Here is an 18,736-nt window from a genome sequence, read left to right on the forward strand (position 1 = left end):
ACCGATTGGGGCTCATTCGACCTGGTAGGGGGCCGTTCGCACACACACTCACGACCGTGACGCTGACCGTCGACAACCTCCAGGTCGCCTACGGCGGCGCGGTCCGGGCCCTGCGGGGCGTGAGCCTCACCGTGCCCGACGGCGGCATCGTCGCCGTGCTCGGCAGCAACGGGGCCGGGAAGAGCACGCTGCTGCGCGCGGTCTCGGGCACGCTGCGCCGCCTCGGCGGCCGGATCGAGTCCGGCACGATCCGCTTCGACGGGGACGACCTGACCCGGCGCGACCCCGCGAGCATCGTCCGGCGCGGCATCGCCCACGTACCCGAGGGGCGCCGGATCTTCGGGCGCCTCACCGTCGACGAGAACCTCCGCGCCGGTGGCCTCGGCAACCGCGACCGGGCGGCGAAGGCCGCCGCCCGCGACCGCATCCACGACCTGTTCCCGGTGCTCGCCGAGCGGCGCGCGCAGCGCGGCGCGCTGCTCTCCGGCGGCGAGCAGCAGATGCTCGCGATCGGACGCGCGCTGATGGCGGCCCCGAGACTGCTGCTGCTCGACGAGCCGTCGCTCGGCCTGGCGCCCCGCATCATCGGTCAGATCGGCGAGATCGTCACCGAGATCAACCGGCAGGGCACCGCGGTGCTGCTGATCGAGCAGAACGCGACGATGGCGCTGCGGGTGGCGTCCGAGGCGCACGTGCTGGACGTGGGGAAGGTGTCGCTCTCCGGGGCGGCCGACGACCTGGCCGACAACGACGACGTGCGCCGCCTGTACCTCGGGCACTCCGCGCAACGGCCGGAGGTCACCGCACCGAGAACCCTGTCGCGGTGGTCGGAATGAACGACCCGGTGGAGATCGACGGCATCAGCGTCCGGTTCGGGGCGGTCTCGGCGCTCGCGGACGTGTCGTTCACGGTGGAGCCGGGCACCATCCACGCGGTCATCGGCCCGAACGGCGCCGGCAAGTCGACGCTGTTCAACGTACTCACCGGCGTGTACCGGGCCGCCGCCGGCGAGGTGCGCTTCGGGGCCGCCCGCCTGGACACGATGCGTCCGTTCCAGATCGCCGGGGTCGGCGTCGCCCGCACGTTCCAGAACATCGCGCTCTCGGCGCGGCAGTCGGTCGCGGACAACCTCATGCTCGGCCGGCACCACCTGACCCGCACCGGTGTCGTCGCCGGGGGGCTCGGCCTCCCGCGGGCCCGACGCGAACACGCGAGGCACGCCGCGCGCGTCGCCGAGATCGCCGAGTTCCTCGACCTCGGCGACCAGCTGCACACCCCGGTCGGGATCCTGCCCTACGGCGACCAGAAACGCGTCGAGGCGGCCCGGGCCCTGTGCGCCGAGCCGCGCCTGCTGCTGCTCGACGAACCGGTCGCGGGCATGAACGCCGACGAGACCCGGCGGATGGCCGAGGCGATCGCCCAGATCCGCTCCGCGCTCGACATCACGATCATCCTGGTCGAGCACGACATGGGGATGGTGATGTCGCTGGCCGACCGGGTCACCGTGCTCGACTTCGGCCGCCGCATCGCCGACGGCACACCCGCGGAGGTCCAACGAGACCCCGACGTGATCAAGGCGTACCTGGGGGCGGCATGACCCAATTCCTGTCCCTGCTGCTCAACGGCGTCTCGCTCGGCGCGATGTACGCGTTGATCGCGCTGGGCTTCGTGATCATCTTCAAGGCCAGCGGCGTGGTGAACTTCGCGCACGGCTCGTTCCTGCTGCTCGGCGCGTACACGATCGTGCGGCTCTCGGACCCGCTCGGGTTCTGGCTCGGCGCGCTGGCCGGGGTGGCGCTCACCGCGGCCGTCGCGGTCCTGATCGAGCGGTTGCTGATCAACCGGCTGCGCGGCACCACCGACATCGCGCTCGCGGTCGTCACGATCGGCGTCGACATCATCCTGCTCACCGACCTGACCCGCCGGATCGGCTCGGACATCCTCAACGTGCCGCACCCCTGGGGCGGCGACGTGGTGCGGCTCGGCGACGTCGGCATCAGCACGAACCGCGCGCTGGCGATCGGCGTGGCCGCGATCCTGATCGGCGGGTTCTTCGCCGCGTTCAAGTACTCCGACTGGGGGGTGGCGATGCGTGCGGTCGCCGAGGACGGGGACGCGGCCGCGCTGATGGGCATCCGGCAGGGCCGGGTCTCGGCGATCGCCTGGCTGGTCGCCGGCGCGCTCGCCGCCGTCGCCGCGCTGTTCCTGGTCGGCGCACCGACGCCGGGGGTGAGCCCGGCGGTGTACACGGTGGCGCTGGGCGCGTTCCCGGCCGCGATCCTCGGCGGTCTGGACTCCACCGGTGGCGCGCTGGCCGGTGGGCTGCTGATCGGGATCGCCGAGGCGCTGGCCGCCGGCTACCAGGACCAGCTGCTGTTCCTGGGCCGCGGGTTCGGCCCGGTGGTGCCGTACCTGGTGATGATCGTCGTGCTCCTGGTCCGCCCGTCGGGCCTGTTCGGCACCCGGGAGCTGACCCGTGTCTAGGGCCCTGCGGTGGGTGCTGCCGGCGATCGTGCTGGTGATCGCGCCGTTCTACGTCGAGGAGTTCTGGCTGCGGACCGGGTTCGCGATCTGCGGTGCGGTCGTCGGCGCGATCGGGTTGAACCTGCTGCTGGGCACGGCCGGGCAGCTCTCGCTCGCGCACTCGTTCTTCCTGGCCGTGGGCGCGATCAGCTACACGTTCCTCGCCGGCACCGGCGGCGACGAGGTGTCCGGCCTCGGCTGGCCGCCGCTGCTCGCCGCGGTGACCGGCGTCGTGCTGGCCGGGGTGGCGGGCCTGGCGTTCAGCCCGATCGCGGCCCGGCTGCGCGGGATCTACCTCGGCGTGGCGTCGCTGGCGCTGGTCTTCGTCGGCCAGCACGTCCTGAACAGCTGGACGTCGGTGACCGGCGGGTTCAACGGCCGCGCGGTGCCGGACTTCGCGCTGTTCGGGTTCTCGTTCGCCGACACCCCGCGGCTGGTGCTGCTGGGCGTGCCGTTCCGCGAGTCCGAGCGGCTCTGGTACCTGGGGTTGCTCCTCGCCACGCTCGCGTTCCTGTTCGCCCGCAACCTCGTGCGCTCCCGGCCCGGCCTCGCGCTGCAGGCCGTCCGCGACAGCGAGCTCGCCGCGTCGGTGATGGGCGTGAACGTGCAGCGCTACAAAGCCGGCGCGTTCCTGGTCAGCTCGGCCTACGGCGGGCTGGCCGGAGTGATGTACGCGCTGTCGATCGGCAGCATCGCGCCGGAGTCGTTCGGGTTGTTCGTCTCCATCCAGTACCTGGCGATGGTCGTCCTCGGCGGCCTCGGGTCGCTGGGCGGTGCGGTCGCCGGAGCGGTGTTCGTCACCGCGCTCCCGCTCGTCCTGCAACGCTATTCCGACGCGTTGCCGCTGGTCAGCGGGGCCGGCGGCGGTGGTCTGGCGGCGGGCGAGGCGGCCCGCTACCTCTACGGCCTCGCGATCGTGCTCGTCGTCCTGTTCCAGCCCGCGGGCCTCGCGGGTTTTGCCGGGTTACTCCGCCGGACCACGCCGCAAAGGGGAACCATCGATGAAGATGCTGACCAGAGTGGCCGCCGCCACCGTCGCCCTCGCGTTGCTGGCCGCGGGGTGCAGCAGTAAAGCCGAATCGGGGTCCGACGGCGGCTCCGGCGACGTCGCCACCGACGTCGGGGTCGAGGGCACCACGATCACGCTCGGCGTGCTCACCGACCTGACCGGGGTGTTCGCCGCGCTGGGCAAGGACATCACCAACGGCAACACGCTGTACTGGAAGTCCGCGAAGGTGTGCGACAAGTACAGCGTCAAGCTCGACGTCCAGGACACCGGATACGTGCCGCAGCAGGGTGTGCAGCTCTACAGCTCGATCAAGTCCGACGTGCTGGCGATGCAGCAGACGATCGGGTCCCCGATCAACGCGGCGCTGGCCCAGGACTACGAGGCCGACAAGATCGTCAACTTCCCGTCGGCCTGGGGCGAGAAGCTCACCGACATCCCCGGCACCGGCGTGCTCGGCCCGACCTACGACGTCGAGATGTCCAACGCCTACGACTACGCGTTCGAGAAGGGCCTGCTCAAGGACGGCGACACCGTCGGGCACATCTACTTCGAGGGTGAGTACGGCGAGACCGGCCTGGAGGGCACGACCTACGTCGCGAAGCAGAAGAAGCTGACGGTCGTCGAGGCGCAGATCAAGGCCACCGACCAGGACATGAGCGCCCAGGTGACGCAGCTCAAGGCCCGGGGCGTCGACGCGATCGTGCTGACCGTCGCGCCGGCCCAGACCACGTCGGTGGCCGCGGCCGCGCAGGCGCAGGGCCTGGACGTCCCGATCCTGGGCAGCAACCCGGTGTTCGCGCCCGGCCTGCTGCAGGGCCCGACCGCGGCCTGGCTGAAGTCGCACCTGTACGTCTCCGCGCCGGTCTCCACGTTCGAGAAGCACGAGGACCTGTACGACAAGTACACCGCGGCGTTCCCGGACGCGAAGAACCCCAGCGGCGGCGTGATCCTCGGTTACGGCATGTCGGAGATCATGAAGCAGGTGCTCGACACCGCCTGCGCGGACGGTGACCTGACCCGCGCCGGGGTCCTGAAGGCGTTCCAGGGTCTGAAGAACATCGACACCGGCGGCCTGATCGTGCCGATCGAGTCGTTCACGCTGCACCGCTCGCCGAGCCTGCAGAGCTACATCTACCAGCCGGCCGACGTGCCCGGCGGCGCGAAGGTGGTCCAGGACGCGTTCGAGGGCCAGTTCGCGCCCGGGCTCGCGGAAAGCTAGTCCGCGACGACGCGGAACGTCTCCAGGTCGGGGTCGGACGCGTCCGGGACGGTCATGCCCGCGGCCTTGCCCGCCCGCAGGTACTCCACGACGGCGGCGTTGAACCGCTCGCCCGGCAGTACCGCGGGCACGCCGGGCGGGTACGGGCTGACCATCTCGGCCGCGATCCGGCCCACCGGGTCCTTCACCTGCTCGGTGCGGGCGAAGAACGCGTCGCGCGGGCTCATCGCCTGCTTGAGGTTCAGGTCCTCGAGCGGCGGGACGACCGGGGCGGGCCGGTCGGGCTCCGGCGGGTCGTTCGCGAGCGTCGCGAAGCCGCGGTACAGGCGCTCGAACGCGGCGTCGTCGTCGGCGTAGCTCAGCGAGCACACCACCCGGCGGGAGTCGCCGAGCTGCAGCGTCAACTTCTGCTCCTCCTCGAACCACTGCCGGACCTGGTACCCGGTGAGACCGAGCTCCCCAACGTCGACCGAGAGCTTGAGGGGGTCCCACTCGGCGACGCTGTCGTGCCCGATGATGCTCTCCCCGAGCACCGACAGGCGCGGCAGCGCGGCCACCCGCTCCCGCAGCGCCGCGACCCGGTCGAGCGCCCGCCCGATCAGCTCCTCGCCCTCGGCCACCAGGTGCCTGCGGAAACCGTCGATCGATCCGTAGAGCAGCGCCGACGGGCTGGTGGTGGTGATCAGGTCCAGACGCAGCCGCAGGTCGACCGGGTCGACGAGGTCACCGCCGAGCAGCAGGATCGACGCCTGGCACAGCCCGCCGCCGGCCTTGTGCAGGCTCTGCACGACGATGTCGGCGCCGGCGCGCACGGCGGCGGTCGGCGGCTCGGGGTGGAACGGGAAGTGCGCGCCCCAGGCCTCGTCGACCAGCAGCGGGATGCCCCGGGCGTGGCAGGCGGCGGCGATGTTGCGCACGTCGGCGCCGGTGCCGTACTCGGTCGGGGTGATCGCGAGCACCGCGCCGATGTCGGGCTCACGCTCGAGCGCCTCGATGACGTCGGCGGCCGACGCCGGTCACGGTGAGCATCGCGACGTGGATCGAGATGCTGGATCCGCAGGTCGTGAACACCGCGTCGCGGGCGCCGACGGCCGCGGCGTACAGCTGTTCGGCGTCCGACGCGTGTTTCTTGGCGGTGATGACGTCGGCGGCGAAGACGTCCCGCGACAGCACCGCGGCGGTGCGGTCGTCGACCCCGGCGCCGAGGCGGTCGCCGGGCAGCGCGAACGAGTACATTCCCGCCTCGCGGAACTCCTCGATCGCGTCCAGCACGGGTGCGCGTTCCTGTCCCATGTCGGGCGGCTACCCCGGTCGGGGGGCCGGAAACACTTACCCTGGTTGCCGACGAATGCTCCCGCCTGGAGGCCGTCGTGACCGAACGCCAGCTCACCGTCATCGCGCAACTGGTGGACCGAACCGCCCGTTTCGAGCTCGACGGCGAGCTCGATCACCGCACCGCGCCGGTGCTGCTCGACGCGCTCGCCTGGCTGCGTCCCGGGCTCGCCGACACCCTCGTGCTGGACTGCCGGGAGCTGACGTTCGTCGACGCGCGCGGGTTGAGCACGATGATCCGGGCGCGGACCGCCGCCGCCCGGTCGGGCACGGTGCTCGTGCTGACCAACCCGTCGGTGCTGCTCTCCCGCATGCTGCTGGTCACCGGCCTGGTCGACGTGCTGCCGGTCGTCGACCCGGTGCGCCTGCGGCGCCGCTGAGACGTTTCCTCCGGCCGATCCCGGGAAGCCCGCCCCGACCGGCGATCCGATCCGAGGAGGGCCCCATGACCCAGCCCGCGTTACGGCGCCCCACCTGGCGGCGGGTCGGGCTCACCGGGCTCGCGCTCTGGGTGGCCACGGTGGCGGTCACGGTGGGCACCGCCAACACCAACCTGATCCCCACCGTGGTGCTGCTGGGCAGCTTCCTGGTGCCGGTGACGTTCGTGGTCTGGGCCGGGCAGCACACCGACACCGGCGAGCTCACCCCGGCGCTGCTGTTCTCGACGTTCGTCGTCGGCGGCGTGATCGGCGTCCTCGGCGCGTCCGTGCTCGAGTCGTTCCTGCTGCGCCCCTCGTGGTGGCTGTTCCTGGGCGTCGGCGTGATCGAGGAGACCGTCAAGCTGCTCGCGCTGGCGTTCGTGACCCGCCGGCTGGCGCACAAGTCGGTGCGAGACGGGATGATCCTCGGCGCCTCGGTCGGGTTCGGTTTCGCGGCGTTCGAGTCCGCCGGGTACGCGCTGACCGCGCTGTTCACCACCGAAGGGCTGTCGCTGGCCGCGCTGGTCAAGACCGAGCTGCTCCGCGGGCTGCTCGCGCCGGTCGGGCACGGCCTGTGGACGGCGATCCTCGGCGGCGTGCTGTTCCGCGCCAGCTCCCGCCACCGGTTCACGGTGACCGGCCGGCTGCTGGCCGCGCTCGTCGGTGTCTCGCTGCTGCACGGCCTGTGGGACGCGATGCACAGCATCGCGGTGCGCGGCACGCTCGTCCTCACCGGCGGTGAGCGCTACACGCCGACGGCCGAGGGCTGGCTGGTGCGGCCCAGCGCCGAGCAGGCCGCGCTGATGCCGGTGCTGGAGTGGGCGGGGCTGGCGCTGATCGCGCTGGTCGGCGTCGGCTGGCTGATCATCGAGTGGCGATCGGCCCGCCGGGACGCGCCGCCCCGCCTGAGCTGGCACGTCCCGCTCCGCGGCGCCGCCGGCTGACTGTCCTGGTTGGGGGGAATTGCCGCGTCGCCCTTGCGGAGACGCGCGTTCCGAGGTCCGATGGTGTGGTGGACGAAATGTCCGGCCACATCGACCGGCGGGATCCGGTCACGGTCCTCGCCCTGTCGGGCCCCCTACGGCTCCTCGACGTCCCGGTCGTGCGCGGCCTGCTGCTCAAGTGCCTCGCCGAGTGCCCGGCCGGGGTGGTCGTCGATCTCTCGGCGCTCACCGTCGTGCAGCCGGTCGTGCTGATGGTGTTCCCCGCGGTGCTCAACCGGGCCGCCACCTGGCCGGCGGTGCCGGTGGTGCTGGCCGCCCCGAGCGAGGCGACCCTCGCCGCGCTGCACCGCTCGTCGGTGACGCGGACCGTGCCGGTGCGGGCCACGCTGGACGAGGCCGTCGAGGCCGCCCGCACCGGCTCCGCGCCCCTCGGCCGGCTCCGCATCCACCTGCGGCCGACCGACGCGGCCGCCGCCGAGGCCCGGCGCTTCATGCGTGACGCCTGCGCCGCCTGGAGCCTGGAGGGTGTCGTCGACGAGGCCACCGTGATCGTCACCGAGCTGGTCGACAACGCCGCCAGGCACGCGCGCACCGAGCTCGTCGTCACGCTCGCCTACCGGGGCATCTACCTGAACATCGCGGTGTCCGACGGCGCCCCGGAGCCCGCACGCAAACGCACCGACGCGAGCGCACCCGGCTACTCGCTGCCGGGCAAGGGGCTGCGCCTGGTCGACGCGTTCGCGACCGCCTGGGGCACGCTGCCCACCGAGGACGGCAAAACGACCTGGGCCACGGTCCGCGTCGGCTGACCCGGCCCACCCACCGTCCGGAGAGGAGCGCCCGTGCGCCCACCCGGCCCGTTGCTCGCGTCGGGGCGCTGGAGTGACGTCTACGCGCTCGACGCCCACCGGGTGCTGCGCCGCCGCCGCGAGCGGGCCGGGCACCCGGACCGGGAGGCCGACGTCATGCGGCTGGCCCGCGACGGCGGGGTGCCGGTGCCCGCGGTACTGGACGTCGACGGCGCCGACATGGTGCTCGAACGCATCCACGGGCCGACGATGCTGGCGGACCTCCGGCGCCGCCCCTGGCACGCGGCCCGGCACGTGCGCACGCTCGTCGACCTGCACGAGCGTGTGCACGCGGTGACCGCGCCGGGCTCCCTGCGGGCGATCGGCGCGCCCGGTGACCGCCTGCTGCACCTGGACCTGCACCCGGCGAACGTCCTCCTGGCCGGCACCGGGCCGGTGCTCGTCGACTGGGAGGGCGCCGCCCGGGGCGCCGCCGCGACCGACCTCGCCCAGACCTACGTGCTGCTGCTGACCGCCGCGTTCCCCGCCGGGGCGTGGGCGTGGCCGCGGCCGGTGGAGCGCGCCGGGCAGGGACGCCTCGCCCGGCGGTTCCGGGCCGCCGCCGGCGCGGACGCGCTGGACGCCGAGCTCCCGGCCGTCGCCGCCCGTCGCCTCGACGACCCGGCGGTGGGGCCCGGGGAGGCCCGGCGCCTCCGCCGGGCCGGGGCGGTGAGGCGGTGAGGGGCGGTCAGGCGGTGAGGGGCGGTCAGGCGGTGAGGGCCTTGGCCAGGTCGTCGCGGAACGCGCGCTCGGACGGGGTGACGGTCTCGCCGCCGATGCCGAGGACACCCCCGCTGGAGGCGGCGCCGACGACCGACTCGGCCACCTCCACCAGCCAGTGCCGGTAGGTCTCCGCGTCGGCCGGCGCGGCCTTCGCGGCCAGCAGCGCGTTCGCCTCGGCGGCCCGGCCGACCACGTCACGCGCGTACGCGGCCGGGTCGCCCGGCTCGATCACCGGGGCCTCCTCGCCCAGCTCCGGGTCCCCCACCTCGGCGACGATCTCGTTCGCGATCGCCGACACCAGCGTGCTCGCCGACGCCCTGGCGTCCGCGATGACGTCCAGGCCGGCGGCCGACTCGGCGCGGGTCTTGCGCGTGCTGTCCGGACTGGCGGCGCTCGCGGCGACGAGCACCGACTGGGGAAGACCGACGAGCAGCCCCCACTCGGGGTCGGTGAAGCCCAGCGTCGCGTACAGCGGCAGTTCGGTCACGGAGCACTCCTCGTCACTCGGGTTACAGCTGACCCGTACCCACCCGGATTCTGTCGCACCCCCCTGCGAGGCTGTCGACCGTGATCGTGACCTTCGACGCCGAGCTCTGGATCTGGGAAGCCCGGCGCGACGAGAGCTGGACGTTCGTCAGCCTCCCGGACGACGCCGCCGACGACATCCGGGAACTCACCGCCGGCCTGGCGCGGGGGTTCGGCTCGGTCCGGGTGCGTGCCCGCATCGGCCCGAGCACGTGGACGACGTCGATCTTCCCCGACCGCAAACGCGGCACCTACGTCCTGCCGGTCAAGCGGGCGATCCGCGCCGCCCGGTCGCTGGAGGCCGGCGACACCACCACCGTGGAGGTGGAGCTCATCGATCGGTGACGATCGGGGTGTTCTGCGCCGCGGCCAGCCACCAGTCCCCATCGCGCTCGATCAGCACGTACAGCGCCATCTCGGAGAATCCGCCCTCCGCGACGGCCCGGCGGCGGATCTGGGCGACGATCACGCCGGGCGCGGGCGCCCGCACGGCCACCACCTCGAACCGGGACGCCGGTGCCCCGACGGGCGGCGCGTCCGGATCCACCGCGTCGCGGGCACCGGCCATCAGCCGGCGGTGGATCGTGTTGAGCGGCGCGAACCCCGCGAGCGTCGCCCCGTACGGGCTGCCCCAGAGCACGTCGTCGGCGAACGCGCGGTCGTAGGCGTCGGCGTCGAACGTGTCCCCGGCTTCCTGCAGCTCGGCGGCGAAACGACGCACGACGTCCTCGGCGGAGTCCTGGGCGGCGGGGTGGTGCAGTGTCGGTCGCATAGGGAGCGACGGTAGGAGGTAAACCTCGGTTGAGGTCAAGGCGGCGGATTCCCGCTACCGTGCTTCAGCGACGAAGGGACACACCGTGGCGCGCTTAACGGATCCAGGTGCCCCACCGGGCCACCGCCGGCCGATGGACCGCAACCGCGTGATCGTCATCGCGGTCGTCCTCGTCGTCGGCCTGTTCGCGATCTGGGCCATCACTACCGGCGCGATCCGGTTCTTCGGCTCGGACGACGAGAACCCCACGACCACACCGTCGCGCGGCTCGGCGCAGCCGACGGTCGGCTCCACCGCGCCGGCCGTCGACGGTGATCTGCAGTTCCGCCTCGTCGGCGTGCGATCGGCCGGCCCGCGCGAACTCACCGTCACGGTCGCGGTCACCAACCGCACGTCCGCGTTCGTCTCGTTCTACGGGGAGTCACAGCAGGTGGTCAGCACGGAATCACGGACGGCCCACGGCGCGGTGTCGCTGACGTCGCTGGAACCGAAGGAGTCGACGAACGTCACGCTGCGGTTCGCGCTCCCGGAGAAGTTCACCGCGGCCGAACTCGACCTGCACGCCGCCCCGGCCTCCGCCGGCACCCGCATCCGGCTGGGCTGACCGGCATGCGGCTGGAGAAGCTCACGCCCGCCAACTACGAGGCCGCGTTCGACCTGCGGGTCCGCCCCGACCAGGAGGACCTGGTCGCGCCGGTGGTGAAGTCGGTCGCGGAGGCGTACCTCTACCCGGACAACGCCTGGCCGCGGCTGATCTACGACGGCGACCGGCTCGTCGGTTTCCTGATGGCGTTCCTCGACATCCCGTGGAACCCCGAGGCCGACCCGGACGACCGCCGCTCCGGGCTGTGGCGGCTGAACATCGCCGCCGACGCCCAGGGCCGCGGCTACGGCCGGTTCGCGGTCGACGCGGTCTGCGCCGAGATCCGCGCGCGCGGCGGGTCGCTGGTCTACGTCACCTGGGAGCCCCGCGCCGGCGGGCCGGAACCCTTCTATCTCAAGCTCGGGTTCCGGCCCACCGGCGAACAGGCCGACGGCGAGACCGTCGCGGTGAAGGACCTCAGCGCCCCGTCGTGAGCACCATCCGGTACCGCGCCCGGCCGGCCATCATCCGGTCGTACGCGGCGCCGGCCTGCTCCAGCGGCACCGTCTCGGTCACCGGGCGCACACCGGCCAGGCGCGCGAACCGCAGGGTCTCCTCGACGTCCCGCGCGGTGCCCGACGGGTGCCCGTGCACGGTCCGGCTCGCCGGCACCAGCTGGAACGGGCTCACCCGCACCGGCTCCGGGTCCACCCCGACGACGACCAGCTCGCCGCGGGGCCGCAGTCCGTCGACCGTGGCGCTCATCGCGTCGGAGCTGTTCACGGTGGAGAGCACGACCGCGGCCCCGCCCAGCCGGGTGAGCGCGGCGGCCACGTCGGTGGTCGTGCTGTCGACGTAGTGGTGCGCGCCGAACCGGGCGGCCGGCTCGGCGTGAGCGGCACCCCGGGCGATCGCCACGGTCTCGAACCCCATCCGCGCGGCGAACTGCACCCCGAGATGCCCCAGCCCTCCCAGGCCGAGCACCGCGACCAGGTCACCGGGCCGGGCGGCGCTGTGCCGCAGCCCGTTGAACGTCGCGACGCCGGCGCATCCCATCGGCGCCGCCTCGACCGCGCTGATCCCGTCGGGGATCCGGGCGAGCGCCGAGGACGGCACCACCAGCGCGTCCGCGAACCCGCCCGGGTAGGCCCAGCCCGGAACCTGGATCCGGGCGCAATGGATGAAATCGCCGCCGCGGCACGCGGTGCAGCGTCCGCAGTGACCGCCGAACCAGCCGACCGCGACCCGGTCGCCGGGCGCCCAGTCCTCGACGTCGTCCCCGACGACGTCGATGCGCCCGGCGACCTCGTGGCCGGGGACCAGCGGGAACGACACCGGATAGCCGCCGCCGACGAACGCCGAGTCGGTGCGGCAGACCCCGCACGCCTCGACCGTGACCCGGACCTGGCCGCGGCCCGGCTCCGGTAGTTCCCGCTCGACGACGCGGAACGCGCCGCCGACCTCGGCGACCTGGGCAGTACGCATTTCTGACGACCTCTCCTCGGTGGTGGACACCTCGATTCCAGCCGGGAACAGCCGCCTCCGGAGGGCCCGGACCGGCCCGCCGCTGCCTAGGAACGCCGGACCCAGGTTCGCCCCACCGCCCGCCCCGCCACCCGGGAATACTGGGCACGTGGTGCACAACGCCGAACTGCGCGAGTTCCTCCGCTCCCGCCGGGCCCGTCTCACCCCCGAGACCGGCGGGTTCTCCGCGACCGGCGCCGGGCGCCGGGTGCCGGGGCTGCGGCGCGAGGAACTCGCCGCGCTCGCCGGCGTCAGCGTCGACTACTACGTCCGCCTCGAACAGGGCCGCAACCTCAACCCGTCCGACGCCGTGCTCGACGCGATCGCCCGCGCGCTCCGCCTCGACGACGCCGAACGCGCCCACCTCTTCGACCTGGCCCGGCCCCCGGCGGCACGCCGGCGCCGGCCGGCGCGCCGCGCCCAGCACGTCTCGGTGGCCACCCTCCAGCTCCTCGAGACGCTCGACGTGACCGCGAGCCCCGCGCTCGTGCTGGGGCGCCGGATGGACGTCCTCGCGGTCAACCGCACCGGCCGCGCGCTGGTCACCGACTTCCCGGCGCTGCCGGCCCGGGAACGCAACTACGCCCGGTTCGTCTTCCTCGACGGCACCGCCCGCGACCTGCACCCCGACTGGGAGTCCGTCGCCGCCGACACCGTCGCCGCGCTGCGCGTCGACGCCGGCAAGTACCCCGACGACCCCGACCTGTCCGCGCTCGTCGGTGAGCTGTCGGTCAAGGACGAGCAGTTCCGGCGCTGGTGGGCCGACCACGACGTGCTGGTCCGCACCACCGGCACCAAGCGCTACCACCACCCGGTCGTCGGTGAGCTCACGCTCACCTACCAGGCCCTCGGCCTGCCCGAGGACGACCAGACGCTGTTCGTCTACACCGCGCCGGCCGGCAGCCCGGCCCAGACCGCGTTGCGCCTGCTCGCGCAGTGGAGCGCTACGACGGGAACACCCGCGGCACGTCCCGCTCGGTGAACTCCGGGCGACGCTTCTCGCGGAACGCGCGCACGCCCTCCTTGCCGTCGCCGACGCTGGTCCAGAACATCGCCAGCGAGTCGGTGAGGTGCGCCTCCAGCGGGTGCGGCTGCGCCACGTTGCGGTAGATGAGCTTGCGGGTCAGCGCGGTGCCCACCCGCGACCGGTCGGTGGTGAACTTCGCCGCCAGCGCGTACGCGGTCGGCAGCAGCTCCTCCGGCGGCACCACGCTGCGCACCAGGCCACCCTCGTGAGCCTCGGCCGCGGTGAGGATGTCGGCCGAGTACGTCCACTCCAGCGCCCGGCTGATGCCGACCAGCCGCGGCAGGAACCAGGAGCTCGCCGCCTCCGGCACGATGCCGAGCCGGCCGAACACGAACCCGATCCGGGCCTTCTCCGACGCGATGCGGACGTCCATCGGCAGCGTCATCGTCGCGCCGATCCCCACCGCGGGCCCGTTGATCGCCGCGATCACCGGTTTCGGGCAGTCGAAGATCGCCAGCGTGACCCGCCCACCGGTGTCGCGCACCCCCCGCACGATCTCCGGGTCGTCGAGGCGCTCGCGCAGCTCCTCGGGGGTCGGGCGCAGCGTCTCGTCGAGGCCGAACACGTTGCCCTCGGCCGAGAGGTCCATCCCCGCGCAGAACGCCCGCCCGCTGCCGGTGACCACGATCGCCGCCACGTCGTCGTCGGTGCCGGCCCGGCCGAACGCGTCGACGAGTTCCTCGGCCATCGTGACGGTGAACGCGTTGAGACTGTCGGGGCGGTGCAGCGTCAGCGTGAGGATGCCGTCGGACACGTCGTAGCGCAGCGTTTCGTAGACCATGTCCGGATCCCAACACGGTGGGGAAATCGATGGACCAGCGGGTCCACACTGATCCCATGGACCATCGGCGGCGCGTCACGCTCAGCAAACGGATGTCGCTCGCGCTGCGGCACGAGCCGGGCCGCTTCGGCCTGACGCTCGACCCGGCCGGCTGGGTCGCCGTCGACGAATTTCTGGCCGCGCTGCGCATCGACCGCGCCGACTTCGACACGGTCGTGGCCCTCGACGACAAACACCGTTTCGCGGTCGCCGACGGCCGGGTGCGGGCGAACCAGGGACACTCGGTGACGGTCGAGCTCGGTTACGCCCCGGCGCGCCCCCCGGCCGTGCTCTACCACGGCACCAGCGCCACCGCGCTGGAGTCGATCCGCGCCACCGGGCTGCACCGCGGGACGCGTCACCACGTCCACCTCTCGCCGGACGAGGCCACCGCGCACCGGGTCGGCTCGCGGCGTCGGGGCGCGGTCACGATCCTGACCGTGGACGCTGCCGCGATGGCGCGCGACGGGCACGTGTTCTACCGCTCGGAGAACGGGGTGTGGCTCGTCGACGCGGTGCCGCAGCGATATCTCGGCGAACCGTCCGGTTTCGGGGCGTCCGAGCCTTCCTCGACCTCGGTGCGCTGAATGTCCGGGCTGGTCAGATGCTTGTATGGGCTTGTTATTGCGTACTAGGGCGCAGTATGCAACTTGCAAATGAGACGGATCCCGTCTCACAAGTCCCTCGCTACGGACGAACAGTTGGTTCCTGTTAGCCGTCCGGTCATCCTCCGGAAGCAGGACGTCCAGGTCCGCCGAAAACACCAGACGTCGCGCTACGCACTCCCATAACTTCGCCCTGTGGCCAGCCCTCTGCCGCCGTACCCGCTACCGAGCCCGCACCAGCCGCTGTGCGTCGAAGGTCACTCCGAACAAATCACCTTCGACGGCACCTGGATCACGATCCAGCGCCGCGGTGAACCGGTGCGCCCGAGCGATCGCCGCGCCCACGTGCAGGACATCACGGCGATCGACGTCCGCCCCTCGCGGTTCACCAGCGGGCAGTTCCGGGTCGAGATCACCAGCTCCGACGGGCGGCGCGCCCGGGCCGAACTCGCGGTCGCGTTCCGTAACGGCCGGGCGGACGACTTCTACCGGCTGGGCGCCACGCTGGAGGCCGCACGCACCGGGATGCTCGCTCCCCCGCCGCCCCCACCCCCGGCCGCCGCGCCCGACCCCGGCGACGAGCTGCGCCGGCTCTGGCAGCTGGTGCAGGTGGGCCAGATGAGCAAGGAAGAGTTCGAGGAAGCCAAGCGGCGCCTGTTCACCTGAGGCGTCTGGGTCTAACGTCCCTTTTGTGGACGTCAGGGTCACCGATCGCCGCGTGGTCGCCACGCTCGCGGACGCCGTCTTCCTGGCGCTCGTCCACCGGGCGTTCGGCGCGGCCGACGCGCACCCCCGGACGGGGTTGGAGTTCGTGCAGCTCTCGCCCCGGTTCGGCGTGGCCTGGCTGGTGGTGGCCGTCCTCTATTACGTGCTGATGGAGGCCTACCTGGGTCGCACGCTCGGCAAGATGCTGATGCGCATCCAGGTCGTCGACGAGGTCACCGGGCGGCCGCCGGGGCTGCTGAAAGCGGTGGTGCGCACCGCGGCGCGCGTCGTCGACGGCGGATGCGGGTATCTCGTCGCACTGGTGGTGGTAGTGAACTCGCAGCGGCGGCGGCGGATCGGCGACATGCTGGCCCACACGCTCGTCGTCGGCCGACCCTGAGGAGTCCGGTGTCCAAGGTTCTTCGCGTGGCCGGGCAGGCCGCGCTCGGCGCGGTGCTGCTCACCGCGGGTACGGCCCACCTGACCGCGCTGCGCGAGGAGTTCCAGGCGCAGGTGCCGAGCTGGTTCCCGGCCGATCCCGACACGGTCGTGCTGGCGTCGGGGGTCGTGGAGCTCGCGCTGGGCACGGCGCTGGTGACGACGTGGACGCAGCCGGCCCGGCGCCGGTTGGGCTGGCTCGTCGCCGGGTTCTTCGTCGCGGTGTTTCCCGGCAACATCGCGCAGCTGGTGGAGCACAAGGACGCGTTCGGCCTGGACACCGACACCAAGCGCGCCGTGCGCCTGCTCGGCCAGCCGGCGTTGATCGCCTGGGCCCTGGCGTCCACGAGGAAACTCCGGGACCCGCGGACGCCTTAATCCGCGAGCCGGCGGCCGGCCAGGTGTTCCAGGTACGCCGCGCCGAGCAGCTCGCCGTCCACCGGGCCGAAGTGCGCGAGCGCGTCGCGGTAGAGGTCGGTGACCGCACCGGCGACGACGTACGGCGATCCGGCGGCCGCGGCGGCCGACCGCACTGCGTCCAGCTCCTCGACGACGCGGTCGAGGCCGAACGAGCGCAGCCCGTCCCCGGCGAGGAGAGCCGGGAGGTAGTCCCGGAGGAAGTCGCTCGACGCGGGACCGTCGCCCAGCAGCTCGCCGAGCACCCCCGGCGCCAGCCCGGCCCGCTGCCCGAGCAGCAACACCTCGGTCACCGCGGCGGCCTGGGTGAACCAGAGCACGTTCACCAGCAGCTTGGTGAGGTAGCCGGTGCCGGGCTCGCCGCAGTGGTGGATCCGGTCGGCGAACGCGCCGAGCAGCGCGCGGTGCCGGTCCAGCACCTCGGCCCGGCCGCCCACGTAGAGCGTGAGGGCGGCGTCGGACGCGGCGGCCGGGCCGCCACCCAGGGGGGCGTCGAGGACCTCGACGCCGCGGGCCCGCGCCGCACCGGCCAGCTCCCGGCCCAGGTCGGGTGCGGTGCTGGTGAGGTCGATCCAGGTGACACCGGGCCCGATCGCGTCGAGCAGGCCGGGCATCGACGCCCGCAGCTCCGGGTTGCCGGGCAGGGCGGTGAACACGACGTCGACGCCCCGCGTCACGTCGTCGGGCGCCCAGCGCGCGCCGGCGTCCCGGACGGCCGGCGCCACCTCGGGCCGCCGGTCGGACACCCGGACATCGTGCCCGGCCCGGACCAGCGCCCGGACGATCGGCAGCCCCATCCGCCCGGCGCCGACCAGCGCGAGGCGACCTATTGCGCGACCTCGCGCTCGACCGCGCTGACCAGCCGGGTGTCGTCGGGGGTGAGGCTGGGCGCGAACCGCCCCACGACCGCGCCGCTGCGCGAGAGCAGGAACTTCTCGAAGTTCCAGAGCACCTCGGGGTCCTCGGTGGTGGGCAGGCCGTACCCCGCGAGCTTGGCCCGGTGCGTCGCCTTGTCGCCCTCGGCCTCGGCGATCGCGGCCGTGAGCTGCCGGTACAGCGGGTGCTTGGCCTCGCCGGTGACCGCGATCTTGGAGAACATCGGGAACTGGACGCCGAACGTGCTGGTGCAGAACTCGGCGATCTCGGAGTCGGTGCCCGGTTCCTGACCGGCGAAGTCGTTCGCCGGGAACCCGAGCACCGCGAAGCCCTGGTCGCGGTACTGCTCGTGCAGCTTCTCCAGGCCCTCGTACTGCGGGGTGAGGCCGCACTTCGAGGCGACGTTGACGATGAGCAGCACCTGGCCGTCGAACGCGGCGAGGCTGGTCTCCTCGCCGGTGATCGTGCGCAGCGGAATGTCCGAGATCGCGGTCATACCGGCTTCCCCTCCCGTACCGATTGGTACCGAAACCCTAACCGTAACGAGGATCGCCGACACCGGTGGTGTGGGTCACACGCTAGGGTGAGCGTCCTATCGCGAGAGACCGGGAGGGCCGCGATGACCGGCGACCGCATCGACACCACCGTCGTCCACGCCGCGCGCCGGTACGACTACTGGCTCGGCGGGCGGGACAACTTCGCCGTCGACCGCGAGTCGGGCGACCAGATCGCCGCGCTCTACCCGTGGACGCCGATGTGGGCGCGGGAGAACCGCGCGTTCCTCGGGCGGGCGGTGGAGTACCTGGCCGGTGAGGCCGGCATCCGCCAGTTCCTCGACGTCGGCACCGGGTTACCCACCGCGAACAACGTGCACGAGGTCGCGCAGCGGGTCGCCCCGGAGTCGCGCGTGCTCTACGTCGACAACGACCCGCTGGTGATGGCTCACGCGCGGGCCCTGCTCGGCGGCTCGGCGCCGGGCCGCACCCAGTTCCTCGAATCCGACTTCCTCCGCCCCGACGACATCCTGTCGGCGGCGTCGCGGGGAAGCGTGCTGGACCTCGGCGAGCCGGTCGCGCTGATGCTCGTCGCGCTCGTGCACCTGATCCCCGACGCGCAGGACCCGCTCGCCGCCGCCCGGACGCTGCTCGACGCGCTGCCGAGCGGCAGTTACCTGGTGATGAGCCACGGCACCGCCGATTTCATGACCGCGGACGCGCTCGCCGACGTGCCGGAGTTCCAGCGGCTGGCCACGTTCCAGATGCGGACCGACGCCGAGATCCGGCCGTTCTTCGAGGGCACCGAGCTGGTGGACCCGGGCCTGGTGTGCATCACCGACTGGCGCTCGCCGTTGCCGGAGGCCGACCGACCGGACCCCTCGCACGTCGGGTGTTACGGCGCGGTGGGCCGGAAGGAATAATTCGCGGCGG

Annotated in this window: 26 protein-coding genes; 18 read left to right on the top strand and 8 right to left on the bottom strand. The window is 72.9% G+C overall.

Annotated features, from left to right (window positions below; translation table 11 throughout):
• The first annotated feature begins 56 nt into the window (after window positions 1-56).
• From ABD437_RS08885 to ABD437_RS08905, 5 genes are read left to right on the top strand one after another with little or no spacing between them, the layout of a single operon-like run.
• Entirely contained in the window at window positions 57-836 is a 780-nt protein-coding gene (locus ABD437_RS08885) for an ABC transporter ATP-binding protein (RefSeq protein WP_344648277.1), read from the top strand.
• Window positions 833-1,597 (top strand): ABC transporter ATP-binding protein, encoded by a 765-nt coding sequence (locus ABD437_RS08890; protein ID WP_344648278.1) that lies wholly within the window; start codon window positions 833-835, stop codon window positions 1,595-1,597. Before ABD437_RS08885 ends, ABD437_RS08890 begins: the two co-directional genes overlap by 4 nt.
• On the top strand, window positions 1,594-2,484 hold the full coding sequence (locus tag ABD437_RS08895; protein ID WP_344648279.1) for a branched-chain amino acid ABC transporter permease: 891 nt from the start codon (window positions 1,594-1,596) through the stop codon (window positions 2,482-2,484). The genes ABD437_RS08890 and ABD437_RS08895 overlap by 4 nt, the downstream gene beginning before the upstream one ends.
• Window positions 2,477-3,595: a branched-chain amino acid ABC transporter permease gene (locus tag ABD437_RS08900; protein ID WP_344648280.1), complete on the top strand. Its 1,119-nt coding sequence runs from the start codon at window positions 2,477-2,479 to the stop codon at window positions 3,593-3,595. The genes ABD437_RS08895 and ABD437_RS08900 overlap by 8 nt, the downstream gene beginning before the upstream one ends.
• On the top strand, window positions 3,531-4,751 hold the full coding sequence (locus tag ABD437_RS08905) for an ABC transporter substrate-binding protein (RefSeq protein WP_344648281.1): 1,221 nt from the start codon (window positions 3,531-3,533) through the stop codon (window positions 4,749-4,751). Before ABD437_RS08900 ends, ABD437_RS08905 begins: the two co-directional genes overlap by 65 nt.
• Here ABD437_RS08905 and ABD437_RS08910 read toward each other — a convergent pair.
• The gene (locus ABD437_RS08910) at window positions 4,748-5,710 is read right to left on the bottom strand and encodes an aminotransferase class I/II-fold pyridoxal phosphate-dependent enzyme (protein WP_344648282.1); all 963 of its coding nucleotides are present in this window, start codon (window positions 5,708-5,710) and stop codon (window positions 4,748-4,750) included. The genes ABD437_RS08905 and ABD437_RS08910 overlap by 4 nt on opposite strands.
• A 16-nt stretch (window positions 5,711-5,726) precedes the next feature.
• Window positions 5,727-6,044, bottom strand: coding sequence for a PLP-dependent aminotransferase family protein (locus ABD437_RS08915; RefSeq protein WP_344648283.1), 318 nt, complete (start codon window positions 6,042-6,044; stop codon window positions 5,727-5,729).
• 77 nt (window positions 6,045-6,121) lie between these two features.
• Between ABD437_RS08915 and ABD437_RS08920 the strand changes: the two genes are divergently transcribed.
• From ABD437_RS08920 to ABD437_RS08935, 4 genes are all read left to right on the top strand, one after another.
• A complete protein-coding gene (locus tag ABD437_RS08920; RefSeq protein ID WP_344648284.1) occupies window positions 6,122-6,463 on the top strand; it encodes an STAS domain-containing protein in 342 nt (113 codons plus the stop codon).
• Window positions 6,464-6,528: 65 nt separating this feature from the next.
• Window positions 6,529-7,446 (top strand): PrsW family intramembrane metalloprotease, encoded by a 918-nt coding sequence (locus ABD437_RS08925; protein ID WP_344648285.1) that lies wholly within the window; start codon window positions 6,529-6,531, stop codon window positions 7,444-7,446.
• A 77-nt stretch (window positions 7,447-7,523) separates the two neighbouring features.
• Window positions 7,524-8,255, top strand: coding sequence for an STAS domain-containing protein (locus ABD437_RS08930; protein ID WP_344648286.1), 732 nt, complete (start codon window positions 7,524-7,526; stop codon window positions 8,253-8,255).
• A 33-nt stretch (window positions 8,256-8,288) separates the two neighbouring features.
• The gene (locus ABD437_RS08935; protein WP_344648287.1) at window positions 8,289-8,975 is read left to right on the top strand and encodes a BUD32 family EKC/KEOPS complex subunit; all 687 of its coding nucleotides are present in this window, start codon (window positions 8,289-8,291) and stop codon (window positions 8,973-8,975) included.
• Window positions 8,976-9,000: 25 nt separating this feature from the next.
• On the opposite strand, the gene ABD437_RS08940 is transcribed toward ABD437_RS08935, so the two are convergent.
• On the bottom strand, window positions 9,001-9,504 hold the full coding sequence (locus ABD437_RS08940) for a hypothetical protein (protein ID WP_344648288.1): 504 nt from the start codon (window positions 9,502-9,504) through the stop codon (window positions 9,001-9,003).
• A gap of 80 nt (window positions 9,505-9,584) precedes the next feature.
• Here ABD437_RS08940 and ABD437_RS08945 point away from each other — a divergent pair, with 80 nt between their 5' ends.
• Window positions 9,585-9,887 carry a DUF1905 domain-containing protein gene (locus ABD437_RS08945; RefSeq protein ID WP_344648289.1) on the top strand — a complete coding sequence of 101 codons (303 nt, stop codon included), beginning with the start codon at window positions 9,585-9,587 and terminating at the stop codon, window positions 9,885-9,887.
• Here the strand turns inward: ABD437_RS08945 and ABD437_RS08950 are convergent.
• Complete coding sequence (locus ABD437_RS08950) at window positions 9,874-10,314, bottom strand: DUF4440 domain-containing protein (protein WP_344648290.1); 441 nt, start codon at window positions 10,312-10,314, stop codon at window positions 9,874-9,876. The two genes, ABD437_RS08945 and ABD437_RS08950, sit on opposite strands and share 14 nt — an antisense overlap.
• Before the next feature lie 133 nt (window positions 10,315-10,447).
• Here ABD437_RS08950 and ABD437_RS08955 point away from each other — a divergent pair, with 133 nt between their 5' ends.
• Both ABD437_RS08955 and ABD437_RS08960 read left to right on the top strand, forming a co-directional pair.
• Window positions 10,448-10,918 (top strand): hypothetical protein, encoded by a 471-nt coding sequence (locus tag ABD437_RS08955; protein WP_344648291.1) that lies wholly within the window; start codon window positions 10,448-10,450, stop codon window positions 10,916-10,918.
• A 5-nt stretch (window positions 10,919-10,923) separates the two neighbouring features.
• Window positions 10,924-11,391 (top strand): GNAT family N-acetyltransferase, encoded by a 468-nt coding sequence (locus ABD437_RS08960; RefSeq protein ID WP_344648292.1) that lies wholly within the window; start codon window positions 10,924-10,926, stop codon window positions 11,389-11,391.
• Here ABD437_RS08960 and ABD437_RS08965 read toward each other — a convergent pair.
• Window positions 11,375-12,382 (bottom strand): alcohol dehydrogenase catalytic domain-containing protein, encoded by a 1,008-nt coding sequence (locus ABD437_RS08965; RefSeq protein ID WP_344648293.1) that lies wholly within the window; start codon window positions 12,380-12,382, stop codon window positions 11,375-11,377. The genes ABD437_RS08960 and ABD437_RS08965 overlap by 17 nt on opposite strands.
• A 148-nt stretch (window positions 12,383-12,530) precedes the next feature.
• Here ABD437_RS08965 and ABD437_RS08970 point away from each other — a divergent pair, with 148 nt between their 5' ends.
• Window positions 12,531-13,403 (top strand): helix-turn-helix domain-containing protein, encoded by an 873-nt coding sequence (locus ABD437_RS08970; RefSeq protein WP_344648294.1) that lies wholly within the window; start codon window positions 12,531-12,533, stop codon window positions 13,401-13,403.
• On the opposite strand, the gene ABD437_RS08975 is transcribed toward ABD437_RS08970, so the two are convergent.
• Complete coding sequence (locus ABD437_RS08975; protein ID WP_344648295.1) at window positions 13,366-14,229, bottom strand: crotonase/enoyl-CoA hydratase family protein; 864 nt, start codon at window positions 14,227-14,229, stop codon at window positions 13,366-13,368. The genes ABD437_RS08970 and ABD437_RS08975 overlap by 38 nt on opposite strands.
• 56 nt (window positions 14,230-14,285) lie before the next feature.
• Between ABD437_RS08975 and ABD437_RS08980 the strand changes: the two genes are divergently transcribed.
• The 4 genes from ABD437_RS08980 to ABD437_RS08995 all read left to right on the top strand — a co-directional run bounded on the left by ABD437_RS08980 (window position 14,286) and on the right by ABD437_RS08995 (window position 16,394).
• Entirely contained in the window at window positions 14,286-14,855 is a 570-nt protein-coding gene (locus tag ABD437_RS08980; RefSeq protein ID WP_344648296.1) for an RNA 2'-phosphotransferase, read from the top strand.
• Between the two features lie 213 nt (window positions 14,856-15,068).
• Entirely contained in the window at window positions 15,069-15,539 is a 471-nt protein-coding gene (locus ABD437_RS08985; RefSeq protein WP_344648297.1) for a hypothetical protein, read from the top strand.
• A gap of 25 nt (window positions 15,540-15,564) precedes the next feature.
• Window positions 15,565-15,978, top strand: a complete 414-nt coding sequence (locus tag ABD437_RS08990) for an RDD family protein (RefSeq protein ID WP_344648298.1) — start codon at window positions 15,565-15,567, stop codon at window positions 15,976-15,978.
• Window positions 15,979-15,986: 8 nt separating this feature from the next.
• The gene (locus ABD437_RS08995) at window positions 15,987-16,394 is read left to right on the top strand and encodes a DoxX family protein (RefSeq protein ID WP_344648299.1); all 408 of its coding nucleotides are present in this window, start codon (window positions 15,987-15,989) and stop codon (window positions 16,392-16,394) included.
• Here ABD437_RS08995 and ABD437_RS09000 read toward each other — a convergent pair.
• Window positions 16,391-17,263 (bottom strand): NAD(P)-dependent oxidoreductase, encoded by an 873-nt coding sequence (locus tag ABD437_RS09000; RefSeq protein WP_344648553.1) that lies wholly within the window; start codon window positions 17,261-17,263, stop codon window positions 16,391-16,393. The genes ABD437_RS08995 and ABD437_RS09000 overlap by 4 nt on opposite strands.
• Complete coding sequence (locus ABD437_RS09005; protein WP_344648300.1) at window positions 17,260-17,805, bottom strand: glutathione peroxidase; 546 nt, start codon at window positions 17,803-17,805, stop codon at window positions 17,260-17,262. The genes ABD437_RS09000 and ABD437_RS09005 overlap by 4 nt, the downstream gene beginning before the upstream one ends.
• 123 nt (window positions 17,806-17,928) lie before the next feature.
• On the opposite strand from ABD437_RS09005, the gene ABD437_RS09010 reads away from it, so the two are divergent.
• The gene (locus tag ABD437_RS09010; RefSeq protein WP_344648301.1) at window positions 17,929-18,726 is read left to right on the top strand and encodes an SAM-dependent methyltransferase; all 798 of its coding nucleotides are present in this window, start codon (window positions 17,929-17,931) and stop codon (window positions 18,724-18,726) included.
• Window positions 18,727-18,736: the final 10 nt, after the last annotated feature.

It is taken from the genome of Cryptosporangium japonicum (genome assembly GCF_039524755.1).
GTDB lineage: Bacteria > Actinomycetota > Actinomycetes > Mycobacteriales > Cryptosporangiaceae > Cryptosporangium > Cryptosporangium japonicum.

Coding starts and splice junctions, on each gene's coding strand:
- ABD437_RS08960 (WP_344648292.1), top strand. CDS start 10,924: ATGCGGCTGGAGAAGCTCACGCCCGCCAACTACGAGGCCGCGTTCGAC.
- ABD437_RS08930 (WP_344648286.1), top strand. CDS start 7,524: ATGTCCGGCCACATCGACCGGCGGGATCCGGTCACGGTCCTCGCCCTG.
- ABD437_RS08925 (WP_344648285.1), top strand. CDS start 6,529: ATGACCCAGCCCGCGTTACGGCGCCCCACCTGGCGGCGGGTCGGGCTC.
- ABD437_RS08915 (WP_344648283.1), bottom strand. CDS start 6,044: ATGGGACAGGAACGCGCACCCGTGCTGGACGCGATCGAGGAGTTCCGC.
- ABD437_RS08950 (WP_344648290.1), bottom strand. CDS start 10,314: ATGCGACCGACACTGCACCACCCCGCCGCCCAGGACTCCGCCGAGGAC.
- ABD437_RS08905 (WP_344648281.1), top strand. CDS start 3,531: ATGCTGACCAGAGTGGCCGCCGCCACCGTCGCCCTCGCGTTGCTGGCC.
- ABD437_RS08965 (WP_344648293.1), bottom strand. CDS start 12,382: ATGCGTACTGCCCAGGTCGCCGAGGTCGGCGGCGCGTTCCGCGTCGTC.
- ABD437_RS08975 (WP_344648295.1), bottom strand. CDS start 14,229: ATGGTCTACGAAACGCTGCGCTACGACGTGTCCGACGGCATCCTCACG.
- ABD437_RS09010 (WP_344648301.1), top strand. CDS start 17,929: ATGACCGGCGACCGCATCGACACCACCGTCGTCCACGCCGCGCGCCGG.
- ABD437_RS08895 (WP_344648279.1), top strand. CDS start 1,594: ATGACCCAATTCCTGTCCCTGCTGCTCAACGGCGTCTCGCTCGGCGCG.
- ABD437_RS09005 (WP_344648300.1), bottom strand. CDS start 17,805: ATGACCGCGATCTCGGACATTCCGCTGCGCACGATCACCGGCGAGGAG.
- ABD437_RS08890 (WP_344648278.1), top strand. CDS start 833: ATGAACGACCCGGTGGAGATCGACGGCATCAGCGTCCGGTTCGGGGCG.
- ABD437_RS08955 (WP_344648291.1), top strand. CDS start 10,448: ATGGACCGCAACCGCGTGATCGTCATCGCGGTCGTCCTCGTCGTCGGC.
- ABD437_RS08980 (WP_344648296.1), top strand. CDS start 14,286: ATGGACCATCGGCGGCGCGTCACGCTCAGCAAACGGATGTCGCTCGCG.